The 18093-nt window shown below is 39.8% G+C and carries 17 protein-coding genes; 8 read left to right on the top strand and 9 right to left on the bottom strand.

Annotation, left to right across the window (positions count from 1 at the left end; translation table 11 throughout):
* Window positions 1-6: 6 nt before the first annotated feature.
* Window positions 7-1191 (bottom strand): CapA family protein, encoded by a 1185-nt coding sequence (locus ACO05G_RS11745; protein ID WP_421762954.1) that lies wholly within the window; start codon window positions 1189-1191, stop codon window positions 7-9.
* A gap of 63 nt (window positions 1192-1254) precedes the next feature.
* Window positions 1255-2238 carry a M23 family metallopeptidase gene (locus tag ACO05G_RS11740; protein WP_421762953.1) on the bottom strand — a complete coding sequence of 328 codons (984 nt, stop codon included), beginning with the start codon at window positions 2236-2238 and terminating at the stop codon, window positions 1255-1257.
* A gap of 138 nt (window positions 2239-2376) precedes the next feature.
* Here ACO05G_RS11740 and alaS point away from each other — a divergent pair, with 138 nt between their 5' ends.
* From alaS to ACO05G_RS11715, 5 genes are read left to right on the top strand one after another with little or no spacing between them, the layout of a single operon-like run.
* Window positions 2377-4992 carry an alanine--tRNA ligase gene (alaS, locus tag ACO05G_RS11735; RefSeq protein WP_421762952.1) on the top strand — a complete coding sequence of 872 codons (2616 nt, stop codon included), beginning with the start codon at window positions 2377-2379 and terminating at the stop codon, window positions 4990-4992.
* The gene (gene gatB, locus ACO05G_RS11730) at window positions 4993-6459 is read left to right on the top strand and encodes an Asp-tRNA(Asn)/Glu-tRNA(Gln) amidotransferase subunit GatB (protein ID WP_421762951.1); all 1467 of its coding nucleotides are present in this window, start codon (window positions 4993-4995) and stop codon (window positions 6457-6459) included.
* A complete protein-coding gene (locus tag ACO05G_RS11725) occupies window positions 6456-7565 on the top strand; it encodes a redoxin domain-containing protein (protein ID WP_421762950.1) in 1110 nt (369 codons plus the stop codon). Before gatB ends, ACO05G_RS11725 begins: the two co-directional genes overlap by 4 nt.
* Before the next feature lie 4 nt (window positions 7566-7569).
* Window positions 7570-8148, top strand: a complete 579-nt coding sequence (locus tag ACO05G_RS11720) for a methyltransferase domain-containing protein (protein ID WP_421762949.1) — start codon at window positions 7570-7572, stop codon at window positions 8146-8148.
* 57 nt (window positions 8149-8205) lie between these two features.
* On the top strand, window positions 8206-8673 hold the full coding sequence (locus ACO05G_RS11715) for a hypothetical protein (protein ID WP_421762948.1): 468 nt from the start codon (window positions 8206-8208) through the stop codon (window positions 8671-8673).
* Between the two features lie 7 nt (window positions 8674-8680).
* Here ACO05G_RS11715 and ACO05G_RS11710 read toward each other — a convergent pair whose 3' ends face one another.
* From ACO05G_RS11710 to ACO05G_RS11695, 4 genes are all read right to left on the bottom strand, one after another.
* Window positions 8681-9190, bottom strand: a complete 510-nt coding sequence (locus ACO05G_RS11710; protein WP_421762947.1) for a DUF1456 family protein — start codon at window positions 9188-9190, stop codon at window positions 8681-8683.
* 11 nt (window positions 9191-9201) lie between these two features.
* Window positions 9202-9768, bottom strand: coding sequence for a hypothetical protein (locus tag ACO05G_RS11705; protein ID WP_421762946.1), 567 nt, complete (start codon window positions 9766-9768; stop codon window positions 9202-9204).
* A gap of 5 nt (window positions 9769-9773) precedes the next feature.
* Window positions 9774-10295, bottom strand: coding sequence for an acyl-CoA thioesterase (locus ACO05G_RS11700; RefSeq protein ID WP_348283648.1), 522 nt, complete (start codon window positions 10293-10295; stop codon window positions 9774-9776).
* Between the two features lie 65 nt (window positions 10296-10360).
* Window positions 10361-11032, bottom strand: coding sequence for a protein-L-isoaspartate(D-aspartate) O-methyltransferase (locus tag ACO05G_RS11695; protein WP_348283919.1), 672 nt, complete (start codon window positions 11030-11032; stop codon window positions 10361-10363).
* Window positions 11033-11055: 23 nt separating this feature from the next.
* Between ACO05G_RS11695 and ACO05G_RS11690 the strand changes: the two genes are divergently transcribed.
* Window positions 11056-11637: a riboflavin synthase gene (locus tag ACO05G_RS11690; RefSeq protein ID WP_421762945.1), complete on the top strand. Its 582-nt coding sequence runs from the start codon at window positions 11056-11058 to the stop codon at window positions 11635-11637.
* On the top strand, window positions 11637-12341 hold the full coding sequence (locus tag ACO05G_RS11685; protein WP_348283646.1) for a LytTR family DNA-binding domain-containing protein: 705 nt from the start codon (window positions 11637-11639) through the stop codon (window positions 12339-12341). The genes ACO05G_RS11690 and ACO05G_RS11685 overlap by 1 nt, the downstream gene beginning before the upstream one ends.
* Window positions 12342-12363: 22 nt before the next feature.
* Here the strand turns inward: ACO05G_RS11685 and hemF are convergent, their stop codons facing one another.
* Together hemF and ACO05G_RS11675 are read right to left on the bottom strand one after the other, a co-directional pair.
* Window positions 12364-13257, bottom strand: coding sequence for an oxygen-dependent coproporphyrinogen oxidase (gene hemF, locus ACO05G_RS11680; protein ID WP_421762944.1), 894 nt, complete (start codon window positions 13255-13257; stop codon window positions 12364-12366).
* A gap of 8 nt (window positions 13258-13265) precedes the next feature.
* Window positions 13266-15785, bottom strand: a complete 2520-nt coding sequence (locus ACO05G_RS11675; protein WP_421762943.1) for a BamA/TamA family outer membrane protein — start codon at window positions 15783-15785, stop codon at window positions 13266-13268.
* A gap of 5 nt (window positions 15786-15790) precedes the next feature.
* Between ACO05G_RS11675 and ACO05G_RS11670 the strand changes: the two genes are divergently transcribed.
* Window positions 15791-16522 (top strand): TrmH family RNA methyltransferase, encoded by a 732-nt coding sequence (locus tag ACO05G_RS11670; protein WP_421762942.1) that lies wholly within the window; start codon window positions 15791-15793, stop codon window positions 16520-16522.
* Here ACO05G_RS11670 and pgi read toward each other — a convergent pair.
* Complete coding sequence (gene pgi, locus ACO05G_RS11665) at window positions 16504-18093, bottom strand: glucose-6-phosphate isomerase (protein WP_421762941.1); 1590 nt, start codon at window positions 18091-18093, stop codon at window positions 16504-16506. The genes ACO05G_RS11670 and pgi overlap by 19 nt on opposite strands.

Raw genomic sequence — 18093 nt, 5'->3', positions numbered from 1 at the left:
AGGCTTTTATTTTTGAAGATAGAATATCTTCCCATCATTGTCAATCGCAATTGGATTTTCCGGGAAGTCTTCCAAAGATAATCGTTGGATTGTTTTTATCGAAGAAAGATTCAAATCATTTCTTGGTCCATCGGAATAACTTTGCCTGAAAGCATGAATTTTCCCTTTTAAAAACTTCCCGGTGGCATCTGTTTCGACTTCCAGAATAGGTGCTTCACCTGCAAGCCCCCTCAAATTAAATCTTCCATAGGTTAGAAAATTTCCTAAACTATAGGCGATAATGCGCTCTTTATAAACTTCAATCGCTCTTACAATGTGAGGCCCATGACCTAATACCACATCAGCACCATTATCAATCATGAGGTGCGAGAGTTCATATACATTCCCACGATCTTCACCATAATAGTATTCTCTTTTTCGGGTTACGTGCTGATGTTTAGATCCTTCGGCTCCTGCATGAAAAGAAGCAACAACGATATCAGTTAGAGAATCTAGAAGCTGGATGGTTGACCTGATTCTTTCATACTGGTGAATGCTTGCGGTACCTCTATTAGGTGCGAATGCACAAAACCCAACCTTTAGGTGACCAATTTTGGTAATAGTGTAAGGTTGGTCAATAGATCCGGCATGAGCAATTCCCAAAGAGTCCAAAACTCTTTGCGTATTTTTTCTTCCGATTTCTCCGAAATCATTTGCATGATTGTTGGCCACACTCATTAGGTCGAAACCATTTTCTGAAAAATTAGCCGCCAGGTATTCAGGTGATCTGAATAGATAGCAGAGTTTCGGGTTATTGCATTCTTTCTGATCGCCACCCTCATTGAGAACCGTCCCCTCTAAATTCCCAAAGGTGATATCTGCATTTCTCAAAGTTGTCCCTACATGGTCCCATAGATAATCACCATTTCCATCAGGTAAATACGATTTGTTTGGGAAATTGGTCCCAATCATAATGTCCCCAACTGCAACTATGGTCACGGTATCCGGAAGCAGTCTTTCGATGGATATATCAATTTCTTGATGAAGTTTTGAGAGTGTATCGCCTTTTTTGGTAATGAGATAGGTGGTATCCAGCTTAGCTTCAATAACCTCTGAAATTGGCAAATTAGGGGAAGTAGACGTTGGAGTCTTCACCGTATTACATGACCCTGCTGAAACTACTAGAGTTAGAAAAAAAAACTTTGTTTTCATGAACTACAAATAAAAAAGCGGTTAGCCGCAAAGACCAACCGCTTTTAAAGAAATTTTAAAAGCTTAGTAGTTACCCATTGACTGGTTTTCCAATGAGGAAAGTCTAAGTACCTCAGCATATTCCTCATCACTCAAATCTTGATAGAAGAAATTAACCGGGTTCACTTTTTTATTGTCCTTGATCACTTCATAGTGCAGGTGTGGAGCAGTTGATCCTCCAGTATTCCCTGAATACCCAATAATCTGTCCACGCTTCACTTTTTGACCCGGCTTTACAAGAAATTCACTGAGGTGAGCATATAGTGTCTGGTAACCAAACCCATGTTTGACCTTAATGTGCTTGCCATATCCCGAGAACTTTGTTTTCGTGTAAACAACTTGACCATCACCAGTAGCATAAACAGGAGTACCTGTAGGGAGTGAAAAGTCGGTTCCGGTGTGCATCTTTCTTACTTTATATATTGGATGCATTCGATAGCCAAATCCGGAAGCTAATCTTTTTAATTCTTTGTTGGAAACAGGCTGAATGGCCGGCATACTAGCCAATAAGGCTTCTTTATCTCGAGCCATATCCATGATGTTATCATAAGATTTTGTCTGGATATACATCTGCTTCTTCAACTTATCAATGCGCTGCATGTTAGTAAGAATCAACTCTTCACGTTCCAGGCCTTTTTCTAAAAGCTCCCGATACCTGTTTGATCCCCCAACTCCTGCAGATCTGATTGCATCAGGAATGGGCTCTACGCCAAAAACCACTCGATAAATATCATCATCTCGCTCTTCGAGAACGCCAAGCATTTTATTTGCTTCAGCGATATCGTTTTCAAGAAATTCGTAGTAAAGTTTAAGCTCTTCGTTCTCTTTTCTTAAGGCTGCCTTAGCAGGCGACTCAAAATAGTGGTCGGTCACAAAAAAGATTCCTAGACCAATTATCGAAGAAACAACAAGAAAACCTAGCAGATTGACCACAATATCCCAGGATGAGACTTTGATGCGCTCATACCGGCAGGATTCCGTGTCGTAGTAGTACTTAATTTTTGCCATGGGTTGATAGGGTAATTATCGTAATTTTGTAATTATTCTTTGCAGGTGATTTACAAATTACCGGTGCAATTTACGGATAATTGAGATTTTTTCATAATTACAAGATTTAACAGTAACATTCTAATCTACTCTTCCTCAATGGATTCTAAGTCAATAAGGAAAAAATTCCTTACATTTTTCGAGAGCAAATCTCACAAAATAGTGCCCTCTGCACCCATTGTTGTGCAAAATGATCCTACCCTTATGTTCACAAATGCGGGAATGAATCAATTTAAAGACTACTTTCTTGGTAATAAGGTTGCGGAATCTAAGCGAGTTTCTGATACACAGAAATGTTTAAGAGTTTCCGGAAAACATAATGATTTGGAAGAGGTGGGTATTGATACCTACCACCACACCATGTTTGAAATGCTTGGCAATTGGTCATTTGGAGACTATTTTAAGCAGGAAGCCATTGATTGGGCATGGGAGCTATTAACTAAAGAGTTTAAACTACCGGAGGATCGATTTTACGCAACCATATTTGAGGGAGACAGCTCAGAAAATCTAGATCAGGATACAGAAGCAAAAAAAATCTGGATGCAATACCTTCCTGAGGATCGGGTATTGAATGGAAATAAAAAAGATAATTTCTGGGAAATGGGCGATACCGGGCCATGTGGTCCGTGCTCAGAGTTGCACATTGATTTAAGGCCCCAAAGCGAAGTAGATAAAGTGCCCGGCAAAGACCTGGTTAACCAGGATCATCCTCAGGTGGTAGAAGTTTGGAATCTGGTATTCATTCAATATAATCGTCTTAGCAATGGATCGCTCGAAAACCTGCCGGAAAAGCATGTGGACACTGGGATGGGATTTGAGCGCTTAGCAATGGCGATTCAGGGCAAGCAATCCAATTATGACTCAGATGTATTTCAGCCGCTAATACAATGGGTGGCTAAAAAGGCTGGTGTTGATTATGGAAAAGATGAAAAAACGGATATCGCCATCCGAGTTATTTCGGATCACATCAGGGCAATTGCATTTACCATTGCCGATGGACAATTGCCAAGCAACAATAAAGCAGGATATGTAATAAGAAGAATTTTAAGAAGAGCAGTTAGGTACGGATACACGTTTCTCAATTTCAAGGGGCCATTTCTATATCAACTGCTTGATATTCTGGTTGACCAGTTTGAGGGAGTATTTCCTGAACTGACCAGTCAAAAGGATTTCATTGCAAAAGTCATCAGAGAGGAGGAGCTATCCTTCTTGCGAACACTGGATAATGGTTTGAAGAAACTGGATACGATTACTAGTGGAAAGGCTAAAGTTATTGAAGGGTCAACAGCTTTCGAATTGTATGATACCTATGGTTTCCCACTTGATTTAACTGCTTTGATTGCTCGCGAAAATGGCATGGAGGTTGACGAATCCGGATTTCAAAAGGAGATGGAAGTCCAAAAAAACCGATCTAAAAGTGCGGGAAAGCAGACTACCGGTGACTGGATGATGGTACATGAGGGCGATGAAACAGTATTTGTAGGATATGCGGAAACGCAAGCAACGACGAAAGCTCTTCGGTATAGAGAAGTAAAACAAAAAGATAAGACACAGTATCAAATTGTTCTTGAATCAACACCATTCTATGCAGAGAGTGGGGGCCAGGTTGGTGATACAGGATATTTACAATTTGGAGAAGAAAAGGTGGAGGTGATAGACACTAAAAAAGAGAATGACCTAATTGTTCATTTTGTTAAAAAGCTTCCCTCTTCACTTGAAAGTGATGTGAGGGCTGTAGTAAATGAGAGTAAGAGGCGATTAACAGAGAACAATCATTCAGCAACTCACTTATTGCATGCAGCATTAAGACAGGTGCTAGGTGATCACGTTCAGCAAAAGGGCTCTTTAGTAAATGACAAAATCTTAAGATTCGATTTTTCTCACTTTGCTAAAATGACGGATGAGGAAATAGCAGAAGTTGAGCGAATAGTTAACCAAAAGATTAGGGAGAATATCGCGCTTGATGAGAAGAAGAATGTGCCTATTGACGAAGCACAAAGAATGGGAGCGATGGCACTCTTTGGTGAGAAGTATGGAGATTTTGTACGCGTGATCACCTTTGACTCAGACTATTCGGTAGAATTGTGTGGAGGAACTCACGTGCTAAGAACAGGTAATATTGGCTTATTCAAAATTGTAAGTGAGGGTTCTAGTGCGGCTGGCGTTAGAAGAATTGAGGCTGTCACATCAGTAGCTGCTGAGAAGTACTATCAGCAAAAGCTTGAACTAATTTCGGAGCTGGAGGAAATGCTCAAACATCCGAAAGACTTGAAAAAAACAATTGAGAATCTGGTAAAAGAGAATCTTGCCAATCAGAAAAAGATTGATGAGATGAACAGTCAGCAAGCGGGTCAGATTAAGAATCAGTTAAAGAATGAGGCGAAGGAAGTAAATGGGAAGAAATTAATTCTTTACAAAGGAGAGTTTCCATCTGCAGATGCAATGAAGCAGGTGGCATTTGATCTAAAGCGAGAGGTTGATAATCTGGTATTACTCATTGCAGCTAATATAGATGGGAAGCCCATGTTAACTGTAATGCTTGCAGATGAGCTTGTAAAGAATGGAATGAATGCAAATGAAATCATTCGAAAAATGGCTTCTGCCATTAAAGGTGGAGGAGGAGGGCAACCGTTCTACGCTACTGCGGGTGGAAAAGATATTTCCGGTCTGGATGAAGCCCTTAAACTGGGTAAGGAAATGGTGGAAGCATCCTAGATGGAAAAGAGTTTACCTAACGAATTTCAACTGGTTGTAGGGCTGGAGGTACACATCCAGCTTTCTACAGTTAGTAAGCTCTTTGCGGCTGACTCTGCAGCTTATGGATCCCCTCCAAATACCAATGTGAGTGTGATTACCCTGGCTCACCCTGGAGTGTTGCCCAAGTTGAATAAGCAGGCTGTAGAATACGCAATCAGGATGGGCTTAGCATGCAATAGTGCTATTTCAAGGTACTGCATATTTGATCGCAAAAACTACTTCTACCCTGACCTGCCCAAGGGATTTCAAACCACACAGGATCGAACGCCCATTTGTATTGGAGGGGAGATTCGAATTAAAACGAAAAGTGGTGGAGAAAGAGTTGTAGAACTTAATCGAATTCACCTCGAAGAAGATGCTGGCAAATCCATTCATGATCTTGATGCAAATGATTCGTTTATTGATTTAAATAGAGCAGGAGTTCCGTTAATTGAGCTTGTAACCGAGCCATGTATTTATTCAGCAGATGAGGCAATGGCATTTTTAACGGAAATCAGGCATACCGTAAAGTTTCTCGATATATGCGACGGAAACATGGAGCAAGGGTCTTTGAGATGCGATGCGAATATCTCTGTAAATAGAAGAGGAGATAAAGAGCTTGGCCAAAAAGTAGAGGTAAAGAACATGAACTCGATCAGAAATGTAGGTAGAGCCATCAACCATGAGTTTAAAAGGCAAGTCGACTTACTGCAGAGAGATGAGCAAATTATTTCAGAGACCAGGCTGTTTGATGCAAATAAAGGGACGACTTCAGGCATGCGAATGAAAGAGGAGCTTAACGATTACCGATATTTTCCTGAACCTGATTTAAGCCCTTTTACTGTTTCGGATGAGTGGTTGGAGGAAATTCGAAGTAAAATGCCTCTCACGCCTAAAGAGTTGCGTGACCGATTCAGGAAAGTATATAAACTTTCAGATTATGATATTGGGGTTTTGACAAGTGACAAGTCAATGGCTATTTATTTTGAAGAAGTTTGCAAAAGGACCATTTACTATAAACAAGCAGCAAACTGGATATGTGGAGCTATAAAATCCATTATCAATAATGAAACTGACGGTGAAATGCCAGTTTCGGCTACTCAATTAGCAGATTTGATCAATGCAATAGAATCTGGAAAAATCAATCATTCAGCTGCCAGCAAGCACGTACTTCCTTTTTTAGTAAAGAACCACACGCATAGCGTCAGCGAGGCTATTGAGAAGCTTAATTTGAATCAGTCTGGTGAGGAAGATATTTCAAATGTAATTTTGGAGGTCTTAAATGCATTTCCGGATAAGGTCAAGGCTTACCAAAATGGAAAGAAAAACCTGATCGGTCTATTCATGGGTGAAGTGATGAAACGGACAAAAGGCAGTACTGACCCTAAGAAGATGAACGATCTTTTGAGAGATGCGTTGGAAAAAAGAGAACTGAAAAACAGATGATGAAAAGTATCTTATTATTGTTAGGTCTGGTGTTTAGTGTGGGATGTGCCCAGCAAGACTCAATAGGAACCAAAATCAGTGGCAATTTGGAGCAATTTCCGGCTGGTGGATTTGCTTATTTGGAAGTTATTGGAGAAAATGGCGTGCAGCCAATAGACACATTGGAAGTTGATACCAATGGGGATTACTCCACTTTTCTTTCGATTAATGAACCAGCATTTTATCGACTCAATTTCAATGGACGGCAGATAATTACCCTTATTCTCACAGGTGAGGAGAATGAGGTGGTAGTAAATGCCCAGGGGAATGATCCAAGGGGATTCTCAGAAGTATCTGGCTCATACGATACAGAATACAAAAATCAAATTGATGCGATGATGCAGGCGTATCGTCAACAGATACAACAACTTCAGCAAGCACAGCGGGAGGCACGTACAAACAATGATGCACAATCCTTTCAAAGTGCTCAGCTTCAAATGATGGACTTAGCAAAGACAACAGAAGGTGAATTGAAATCACTTATTAGAGATGCAAGTCCTTCGTTAGCTGCTTTTTATGGTATTCAAATGATTGATGCCACACAAAACTTTATGTTCATTGATTCCATTGCTGCTGAAATGCAGACTGAAATGCCGGAGAATTTTCATGTCAAAGGATTGTTAACTCAAGTGGCGGCCAAGAAGAGTTTGGCAATTGGTAAAGAAGCTCCGGAAATCGCTTTGGAAAATCCTGAAGGAGAAATCATAACCTTAAGTTCATTGAGAGGTAATTATGTTTTGGTGGATTTTTGGGCTGCTTGGTGTAGACCATGCAGAGCAGAAAACCCCAACGTGGTACGTGTATATAATCTGTACTCAAATAGGAACTTTGAAATTCTTGGTATTTCATTAGATAGAACCAGAGAGAAATGGCTGGGGGCCATTCAACAAGATGGATTGCCTTGGCTTCATGTTTCTGACTTAAAATACTGGAGGAGTCAGGCCGCAATAGACTATCAAGTCAATGCCATTCCTGCAACTTTCCTCATTGACCCAGAAGGTAAAATTATTGCAAAGAATCTTAGAGGAGCTAGCCTGGAAGCTAAGTTGAAGGAGATTTTTGGGTAATCTGATGTCATTAGATCAGTCGTATTGGGAAAAACGTTATCAGGAGGGTTCAAAAGGCTGGGATACAGGTGGTCCCACAAAACCTTTGACTTCATACATCGATCAGCTAGCCGATAAAGAAATTCGAATTTTAATTCCCGGAGCAGGGAATGCATATGAAGCAGAATACCTTTTTAATAAAGGATTCAAACACGTTTATATCATTGACTTAGCAAAGCAACCGTTAGATAACTTTAAAAGCAGGGTCCCTGATTTCCCCGAAAATCAGCTGATACAGGAAGATTTTTTTAATCATAAAGGCACTTATGATTTGATACTGGAGCAAACTTTTTTTTGCGCGATCGACCCTTCACTAAGAGCGTCCTATGTGCGAAAAACTAAATCACTCTTGAATCCGAGTGGAAAGCTCGTAGGGGTGCTCTGGTCCATCGCAATGAATGAAGGCCAGCCACCTTATGGAGGTTCCATAGCTGAGTATCAGAAGCTTTTCCATACTCAGTTCAAGATCAATTCATTATCCCCCTGCTACAATTCAATTAAGCCCAGAATGGGAAATGAGCTTTTCATCAACTTAGAGAATTAAGAGTTTCCAGCATTATGTCAATTTGGGGGTTTAAGAACCATTAGTTGACATATAATCATGAAACCAACACGTACTACCTGCCTTTTCCTAATCATTCTTCTTTTTTCATTTTATGTTGAAGCTCAGGAAGAAGACGAGACTCCAACCAGTGAAACGATTCTAAAAGTAGAACCTCCTTTTCGGAAAGGACAACTAAAATGGCTGAATGAGAATGGTTTTGAAACCCATTTGTACACATGGGATGAGGCAGAGGTAAATCTATATTTAAATAAATCACTTGAAAGGCGGTCAACTGCTAATATTATTGGTGCAGTTGGTGGGACTATTTTAGTGATGGGACTAGCAGCAAATTTTATGGGTAGCCTGGCTCACGATATATCGAATAATGACCCAGATGAAACGTATCAGGTATTTAAAGCCCCATACTATCTGGGTGGTACTATGATTGTCGCATCAGTCGGCCTAAGCTTTGACGCCTTGAGTAAGTTGAAAAAAGCGAAAACTGCCCGAGCCAATAAGAATTAACAGCTTCTTATGTAGCAGGTTTTTGTTTTTGTGCATCGTCGCTTTTCTCGTCTTCATTAGACCCTCTGTATTTTATCTGAAGTCCCTGAAGAAAATTTCTTAGAAACTGATCCTTACATAATCGATATTGTTTCTGAGTTGGTTTTCGAAAAAAGGCACTGACTTCATGTTTACTGACTTCAAACTTGGCGAGATCAAACGTCTGAATGATATCTTCATCGCGCATGTTAAGCGCAATTTTCAGCTTCCTGAAAATGATGTTATTGTTTAATTTTTTTTCTGGCTTAGGTGTTTCACCATCTTTTTTCCCTCTATGTTTTATTATCAAGCCATTTAAGAAAGCTGCCAGATCAACATCGTAGAATGATTTTTGATCGGGATCATCCTCTTTCTTCATCCAATCACTTATTTGAGTTCTTGTAACCTCTTTTCCTCCTTGCTTAAAAAGCTTAATCATTTTATCATCTCCATAATCGAAAATGTACCTGATACGTCGAAGGATGTCATTGTTATTCATGATAGATGAACTTAAATCAAATGGTCAACAAACTTTTGAAGTGCAGCCCAGAGTTTAGCTTTTTCCTGAACGTTCCCTGAAATCTGATCCAGTGGTTTGGAACAAAGGAATTCGCTCCCTTTGTAAGGGATAGGGGTGTAGAAGGCTTTGGCTTCTGGCACAAAAACCAGCGCTTTTTTAAACATCACAGATTGATCAAACCCATTACTGAAGATCTTGTAATCACTCTCAGGTACTTTACAGGCATCCAGGATTTTGTGAAGAAGTTCGTTCTCCGCGGGAGCGTGACTGGTATGAAAAACAGCAAAAGGCAAAGGTTTGGAGTCTGGAAGATCGTGATGCGGAATGTGGGGAGACTCCTGATGGTGCACTTCTTCTGGTTCCTCTTTTGATGCGGGCTTTGGTTGCTCTGGTGCAGCTTTTTCCTGCTTTGCTAAAAGCTCAGGTTCCGGTTCAGCTACAGTAGTAGATTCCTGCACTTCTTCCGTCTTATCAAGAGTCTCATCTTCAATGAGTTTGTCTTGTGGTAGCAAGTAGATTTCTTCGTTTATGAGTAAGTGCAGGTTTTCTTTTTCCATGGAGTTTAGTCTTCCATATCAAATATAGACTTTAGTTCTTTTGCTTCACTCGGTTTCATCCGCTTACCTAGCACCAGACGTAGTTGTCGCCTTCTTAGCGCTCCTTCATAGAGCTCTTTTTCAAAATCTGTTTCTGGTTGTAGCTGAGGTATATCTATTGGTTTTCCTGATTGATCAACAGCCACAAAAGTGAAAAATGCGCGGTTAGTATGTACTTTTTTGTCAGCCGGAATGTCTTCCGCAACTACTTCCAGATAGACCTCCATGGATGAGCTAAATGCTCGAGTGACAAAAGCAGAGATCGTTACTGTGTTTCCTTTACGGATCGGTTCAGAAAAAGAGATATTATCAACAGAGGCAGTAACAACAATGCGGTTAGAATGCTTTTGAGCGGCGATGGCAGCAGCAATGTCCATCCAATGCATAAGGCGGCCTCCCATTAAATTGTCAAGTCCGTTCGTATCGTTTGGAAGAACAAGTTCGGTCATAGTAACAAATGAGTCCTTGCAGTTTTTAATTTTTTTCATATGTAGATACAGTTTGAAATAGAGTGTATGAATACGCTTCCAACTTCTATAAAGAGTTTTATCAATTATTTAGTCCCTTTGCTGGGCCAGCCGCGTTCCCCACGCAAAGGTACGAAGCTGAAATTGTTGAATTGCTTCTTTTTTATCTTGTTTTCTGACACTTTCTCTATCAAAACCATTGATTGAATGTCGTTGTTCCCGACTGGGATAACTAGTCGTCCACCAATTTTTAGTTGTTCAATAAGCTCTTCAGGAATAGTAGGTGCTCCTGCCGTTACAATGATGCCGTCGTAAGGAGCAAAACGCGGCATACCTTTGGATCCATCCCCCTGATACATGTGAGGCTGATAGCCGAGTTTTGGTAGAAATCGAATGGCTTTTTGATAAAGCTTCTTTTGATATTCAATCGTGTAAACTTTTGCACCAAGCTCCACAAGTACGCATGCTTGATAGCCAGACCCGGTACCTATTTCTAAGATTTTATCCCCCGGTTGAACTTTCAATAGTTGCGATTGAAATGCTACGGTATAGGGCTGACTAATGGTTTGCCCTGCATCTATGGGAAAAGCTTTATCCTCATATGCATGATTTTCAAATATGGGATCAAAGAAATAGTGGCGGGGAATTTTGCCTATTGCCGCTAAAACAGCAGAATTTTTTACACCTTTTTTAGAAATTTCTAAAACCAATTGCTTTCGCAAACCCTTATGCTTGTAGGTATCTTCCAATTCACTTATTTTGAAGCTTAAATTTAATCAGCGTGTTTACAGGAATAGTTGAAACTGTCGGGAAAGTAGAAGAAATTTATCCAGTTGGGACCAATGTTGACTTTGTCATTTCTTCATTGATCTCTGATGAGTTAAAAATTGATCAAAGTGTTTCACATAATGGCGTTTGCCTGACCGTTACCAAAGTTGCAGATGGAAAGCATTGGGTTACAGCTATTGATGAGACGATGAATAAATCAAATCTTAGTCAATGGCAGGTTGGTAGTAAAGTGAATTTGGAGCGCTGCATGAAAGCGGATGGCCGATTTGATGGACATATTGTACAAGGGCATGTGGATAGCACAGCTAAAGTGGTTGACTTTAAAGATGAAAATGGTAGTTGGTTGTTCACATTTGAGCTACAGGAAGAGGGGTTAGTGGTGGAAAAAGGAAGTGTTTGTATTAACGGTACCAGCCTTACTTGTTTCAATGTTGGAAAAAAAATCTTTTCTGTGGCAATAATTCCTTATACATTTGAACATACCAACTTCAATCAGCTAGTGGTTGGTAGCACGGTAAATATTGAATTTGATATTATCGGAAAGTATATTGACTTAATCGTAAATAGAAAATAATGGCTCTCAATTGCATGGTAGTTGATGACGACAAAATGTCTCGTCTCGTTATTAAAAAATTCATTGATAAGACCGACTCACTGGTCTTAACTCACGATCTTGATAATACACAAGAAGCTCACGATATTTTACTTGGCGAAAGTGCCAATGATGTAGATATCGTATTTCTCGATATCGAAATGCCGGGAATGAGTGGCCTGGATCTCGTTAAAGACCTCCAGCATGCGTACAACGTAATTCTGGTAACGTCTAAGAAGGAATACGCGATTGAAGCTTTTGAAGATGCGGTGGCGGACTATCTGGTAAAACCGGTCGAGTATGAACGCTTCATGAAGGCAGTGAACAAGGTGAAAGAAAACCTTGAGAAGGAAAAGTTAATTGCGGAGCAGGAAGATCATATTTATGTAAAGAGCGATGGTAAGCTTTTCCGTTTGAGCTATGATAACATATTGTTTGTTGAGGCTTTAGCAGATTATGTCATTTTTAATACGGAAGCGGGGAAAAAACATATTGTTCATCATACAATGAAGGGGATCGAGAAGCGACTACCGGAAAGTATATTTAGTCGAGTTCATCGAAGCTATATCATCAATCGAGATAAAATAAATAAGATAGAAGACCTACAAGTCCACATTGGAGAGAAAACGTTCTCAATAGGAGCATCCTATAAAGAATCTCTTATGGAAAAGTTTAATCTTCTATAAATCAAAAACACTTTTTTAAGAATTAGGCATTGACCCAGTCAATGCCTTTTTTTAGTGATTTCAATGTTTCTTTTTGATCTGGCGTCTGTGGTTGATGGTCATATTCCCAGTTGGCTTCAGGAGGAAGGCTCATCAAAATAGATTCTGTCCGTCCGTTTGTATCAAGACCGAACTTGGTTCCTTTATCATGAACCAGATTGAATTCCACATATCTGCCCCTTCGAATTCTTTGCCAATTTTTGTCTTCCTCTGTCCAATCTTTAGACTTCAAATCAATCACAGCATCTTTATATGCAGGTATAAATGTTTCACCAACATCTTTTACAAAATTCCACTGGTCTGATTTAGACCGACCTTCTTTGTCACCTAGTCGGTCAAAAAATATTCCTCCGATTCCGCGAGTCTCATTTCGGTGTTTCACAAAGAAGTAGTCATCTGCCCAATCTTTAAATTTTGGGTAGAAACCAAGATCATGTTTATCGCAGGTGTTCTTTAAATGCCAATGAAAATTTTTAGCTTTTGCTTTTATCACATAATGAGGTGTGAGATCTATACCTCCGCCAAACCACCAAATGCCGTTACTCATTTCAAAGTACCGCACATTCATATGTATGATCGGGACCCATGGATTTTGCGGGTGTAGCACGATAGAAACGCCAGTGGCAAAAAAGTCAGCTTTACTTAGGTTTAACGCCTGTAGGATTTTTTCCGGTGTAGGTCCTGAAACTGCAGAAAAATTCACTCCTCCTTTTTCTATTAGATCACCATCCTTGATTACACGGGATCTTCCGCCACCGCCTTCATTTCTCTCCCAATTATCTTCCTGAAATGTTGATTTACCATCCAATATTTCAAGTGCTTGACAAATTGAATCTTGCAAGTCTTTGAACCAATCTGCGATACGTTCTTTTGTCATTTCTTCCATTAAAAAGGATATCCTATTCCGATGTTTACTTGCGTATTTCTATTAAAGTTTGAGAAGAATTCATCCCCAACAAATCGTTCGCCTTCCTTTTGTGCCGGGTCAATTAATTTAATACCTAGGTCTACTCTGAAGATGAGAAATTGCAGGTCAAATCTTAATCCAACGCCGGTACCCACAGCTATTTCGCTAAGGAAATCATTAAACTCGAATAGCCCATCATCACCCTCCGCATCAGGACCTACCAAGGACTGTCCCACTTGCCATATATTACCGGCATCCACAAAAATGGCACCATCAAGAAAGCCCACTAAATCTTGTCTTAGCTCTATACTTGACTCGATGAGTACATTTCCCTGCCGCTCATTGTTATAATTGACCTCATCAGTAGGGACATCATCTACTTCTAAAAATGTTGCATGAGATCCAGGTCCCAGTCTTCTGGGTCGCCAGGCTCGAATGCTACTACTACCACCAGCAAAGAAGTACTTTTCATAGGGTAGTGATTGATTGTCTCCGTATGGATAAGCCAAGCCGGCATTAAACCTGAATGCAACGTTGGTGTTTCTTGTTAAGCGATGAATTTTTCGAAGATCTATTTGCGTTTTCACGTATTGATAGGTCTCCAGGCTGTCACCGAAGAAAGACACGTTTTCCAATTGATTATTCAAATCTCCACCAACTTCAGCATTGAACCTTATATATGCACCTTCATTTCCGTTCGCATAATCACCAACCGATATATCAACCTGAAATCCGGCACTGCTTACAACTGCCGGTACGAAAGCAAGCGCATACGGATTATTTTCAAGTAAAAGTTCATCAATTTCATCTCTAAATTCTTGTCCTGTGATTAAGGCATCTGTTAGGTCAAGCTGCAGTGGAGTCAATGTATACCTAATTCTGTCTTTCACCTGCCAACTGTAGGACCACCTGGCTGAATAAATTTGACGCCTGTATTCGTCTACCCGATCTTCAAAAGAATAACTAAGAGAGAGCCTTGTTTTTGGGTTGAGTTTACCAAGCTTATTTTTAAAATATGATCCGAATGGGAATATAAACTGGGGGAAAGTGATTGCTCCTTCAGCTCCAAACTGACGAGATGTATAATTTGTGACACGCTCAGTACTTTCTGTAACAGAGTTTAAGTCTTCAAGTTTTGCGTTGGCATCAAAACTGAGTATTTCAAGCGTGCGAAAGGTGTTTCTATTCTTTAAGTTGATGTTTACGAATGGACCCGGTTTTCCCTGGGTGCGCGATAAACCAAATTCGCTGGATGTTTGAAATTTATCAAATGGCGAAGTAAAAATGTTTGCTACAAAGAAATTACCCGTAGTATCATAGTTGATATTTATAAATTTGAAATTATCTAAAAATGAAAGTTGTCGTTGGGTTTCTATTGTCAAATCACGACTGTATGGATCATCTTGTTGAAGCGGAATCCGCCATTCCAGTACCTTTTTAGAATACCTGTTTTCAGCAAAACTGAATGTAATGTCTCCATAAGTCTCAATCGTTCTATCTGCAGCTTCGTTAATACTTGCATCAGAAATAAAAACGATTGAATCGAGGTAAAATATTTTATGTTCTTGCTGACCTGCAGGATTTTTAATGATCTCCCTGATAATCAACGTATCCTGACCGAGTTGTGTCGAGTCTATTTGAAATAAGGTGTACTGCTTAGAAAACTCATAATAGCCGTTATTCACTGCCAGATCATAAACAAAATCACGTTCCTCTGAGATGGTCTCCTGATTATAATAACCTTTCTTAAGAGGTGCGTCTTTTAGGTTTTCAAAAACTAAGTCACGGAGTACAGAGTCCTCAATTTGATATTGAATTGAATCAACGTAATAGCGATTGTTAAGGTCAATGTGATACTCCAGGTTTATATAACGATCACTTTCACCAAACCATCCGCTCACCCAGTTTCTTAAATTTCGCCCAAACTTTCCGATTGCATTTAGGCTGTCGTAGTTTGCTGTATCAATTTGGATGGATGCTTCAAAATATCCTTTTGAATTTAGAAACTGATTAATTTTTTCTTTGGAGAGTTTTGTGCTGTTGTGGTTATAGATGGCTAGGGGTTCGCCCCACCTCATTAATTGATTGCCTTGTTTGACTTTTCTGTTTTTCTTGTCATATTTTTTCGCCTTTTTGTTCCTTAATTTTTGTTTACGTTTGTCGCTTTTAGCGGCGGCAATTTTACGATCATACTTTGAGAGAATTGAATCTCGTTTAGCTATTGCTTTTTCTTTATCGTAACCTTTAAATATCCATCCGTTTTCTCCTAGTTTGTATAAATGAGCAAGATGAGTAAAGGGATAGCCTAAAATGATTCTGCTATTACGATTCTGCTCTAATAAGATGGTAGAATTATCAGCCAAAGAGCCTGACACCCCATTAATTTTCTGTTTGGCAAGTATTTGCTCATCTTCCTTAAGAAACTTTGAGCCAAGGCACGAAGTAAGGAATATGCCCGCGAATAGTGATATTTGACTCAGTTTTAAAAATTTCTTCAAATCAGATGCTCTCTAGAAAGGAACAGAAGTATATAAAATCACTCAAAGTTAAGAAGTACAGAACTCGTGAGGAACGCTTTTTGGTGGAAGGTGCAAAAAATGTGCAAGAGTTGATCAATTCGGACTATGAAATTGAGATGATTGTTGGCACAGAGCAGTTTTTCGCTCAAAATTTGAAAACGGGCAATCACAGAAATGAAATAGTTGATGAGGATTTACTTACTCAGCTAAGTACATTTAAAACCAACGAAGATGCCATTGCTGTGGCAATAATGAAAAGTTGGAGTATGGAAGAGATCGATTTCACCGATCATCTTTTTGTTTTGGATGGAGTGGGAGATCCGGGCAATGTTGGAACGATCATAAGAACACTTGACTGGTTTGGGTTTTCTCAGCTCATATGCTCACAAGATTCAGCAGAATTTTATCACCCTAAAGTGATCAATAGCTCTATGGGATCTTTTACAAGATTGAAGGTTTACCACATTGATTTGGATGAATTCTACAAGAGAAACAAGTTGCCAGCCTATGCTGCAGACATGGAGGGTGAAAGCCTAAGTTCGTTAAGTTTTAAAGACCCAAGGGTCATCGTAATGGGCAGTGAATCCCATGGTGTTAGCGAGGTTACAAAATCACACCTTTCAAATACCGTATCTATACCTAAACACGGCGGTGCTGAGTCTCTGAATGTGGGTATAGCAACAGGTATAATTGCAGCTCACTTACGCATGGATTGAAATTTTTTCAGTAGGGATATAGTCGAATGGTCGTGATTTCCCTCTCTATTTTCCTTGATTTCTTTTAAGATGGGTTTTGAGAGTTGTTTTCCCAACTCAACACCCCATTGGTCAAAGCTGAAAATGTTCCAGATTAACCCTTGAGTAAAGACTCTGTGTTCATAGTATGCGATCAACTTCCCTAGATTGAATGGATTGAGTTCTTTGATGAGAATACTTGTTGATGGCCTATTTCCTTTAAAAATCTTAGAATTAATCAGGATTTCATCTGCTTCATCATCTACTTCATTTAAAACCTGACTCCTGGACTTTCCAGTCAACAATGCTTCAGATTGAGCAAAAAAATTGGCTAGCAGTTTCTCATGATGATCCGAAAATTTGTGCGCAGGATTTACAATCCCAATGAACTCACACGGTATAATCTTGGTGCCTTGATGAATGAGTTGATAAAATGCATGCTGCCCATTCGTACCGGGCTCACCCCAGATAATAGGTCCTGTTTGATAATTCACTTCATTTCCAGAACGGTCAACATATTTTCCGTTGCTCTCCATATCAACTTGTTGGAGGTAGGAGGGGAGGTATCTCAATCGATGGTCATATGGAAGTATTGCCATTGAGTTATATCCTTTGAAATTGTTGTACCAAATACCTATCATAGCCGAAATAATCGGGAGGTTTTTTGATGTCTCAGTCGTTCTGAAATGATCATCCATTTCCTTGGCACCTTGAAGCAGTTTTTCAAACTCATCAAACCCAACTGCACAGGCAATTGACAAACCGATGACTGACCAAAGAGAGAATCGCCCACCGACCCATTCCCAAAACTCAAACATGTTTTCACTTAAAATCCCAAATTCCGTAACAGCAGGTTCATTCGTGCTGACGGCCACAAAATGCTTGCTAATCGTCTCCTTAGTCCCACCATTTTCCAGGAACCAACTCCGTGCAGATAGCGCATTTGTGATTGTTTCCTGAGTGGTAAAGGTCTTCGATGCAATAATGAAAAGCGTGGTTTCAGGATTCAACCCTTCTAATGTTTCTACGGTTTGCGCCGCATCGACATTTGAGATGAAGTGAGGCGTTACATTTTTCCAATAGGGTCTCAACGCATAGGTGATCATTTTTGGGCCCAGGTCTGAGCCGCCAATTCCAATGTTTACAATATCTGTGATTTTCTTTCCTGAATAACCTGTCCAATCTCCGGAATGCAGCTTTTCTGTAAACGATTTAACTTTTCTAAGTTCCTTTTCCACTTCCTCCTTTTCGCGTGCCCTCAATGCGACATGTTGAACAGATCTGCTTTCGGTTTCATTTATTGGATCACCATCAAACATGGCTTTTATCCCTTCTTTTAAACCACACTCTTCTGCCAGGTTTATTAACGACTGCATCACATCTGACGAAAGATTGTTCTTAGAGAAATCAAAGTGAAAATCAGAAAAATCAAAGGTAAATTGATCTAGTCGATTTGAATTTTTTAGCAAATCACTAATGCTGGTTTCCTTAGCGGAAAGCTCGCTTAGTTTTGCCCATGACTTGGTTGTCGTTGGGTCAATTTTTGGTAGCAT

The organism is Ekhidna sp. (assembly GCF_965227465.1).
Taxonomy (GTDB): domain Bacteria; phylum Bacteroidota; class Bacteroidia; order Cytophagales; family Cyclobacteriaceae; genus Ekhidna.
The sequence above is the reverse complement of the archived record's forward strand: the minus strand, read 5'-3'. Positions and strand labels throughout refer to the sequence as shown.

Coding starts and splice junctions, on each gene's coding strand:
- pgi (WP_421762941.1), bottom strand. CDS start 18,093: ATGCTACCAAAAATTGACCCAACGACAACCAAGTCATGGGCAAAACTA.
- ACO05G_RS11720 (WP_421762949.1), top strand. CDS start 7,570: ATGTCATTAGATCAGTCGTATTGGGAAAAACGTTATCAGGAGGGTTCA.
- ACO05G_RS11685 (WP_348283646.1), top strand. CDS start 11,637: ATGGCTCTCAATTGCATGGTAGTTGATGACGACAAAATGTCTCGTCTC.
- ACO05G_RS11705 (WP_421762946.1), bottom strand. CDS start 9,768: ATGGAAAAAGAAAACCTGCACTTACTCATAAACGAAGAAATCTACTTG.
- gatB (WP_421762951.1), top strand. CDS start 4,993: ATGGAAAAGAGTTTACCTAACGAATTTCAACTGGTTGTAGGGCTGGAG.
- ACO05G_RS11670 (WP_421762942.1), top strand. CDS start 15,791: ATGCTCTCTAGAAAGGAACAGAAGTATATAAAATCACTCAAAGTTAAG.
- ACO05G_RS11725 (WP_421762950.1), top strand. CDS start 6,456: ATGATGAAAAGTATCTTATTATTGTTAGGTCTGGTGTTTAGTGTGGGA.
- ACO05G_RS11715 (WP_421762948.1), top strand. CDS start 8,206: ATGAAACCAACACGTACTACCTGCCTTTTCCTAATCATTCTTCTTTTT.
- hemF (WP_421762944.1), bottom strand. CDS start 13,257: ATGACAAAAGAACGTATCGCAGATTGGTTCAAAGACTTGCAAGATTCA.
- ACO05G_RS11740 (WP_421762953.1), bottom strand. CDS start 2,238: ATGGCAAAAATTAAGTACTACTACGACACGGAATCCTGCCGGTATGAG.
- alaS (WP_421762952.1), top strand. CDS start 2,377: ATGGATTCTAAGTCAATAAGGAAAAAATTCCTTACATTTTTCGAGAGC.
- ACO05G_RS11700 (WP_348283648.1), bottom strand. CDS start 10,295: ATGAAAAAAATTAAAAACTGCAAGGACTCATTTGTTACTATGACCGAA.
- ACO05G_RS11745 (WP_421762954.1), bottom strand. CDS start 1,191: ATGAAAACAAAGTTTTTTTTTCTAACTCTAGTAGTTTCAGCAGGGTCA.
- ACO05G_RS11710 (WP_421762947.1), bottom strand. CDS start 9,190: ATGAATAACAATGACATCCTTCGACGTATCAGGTACATTTTCGATTAT.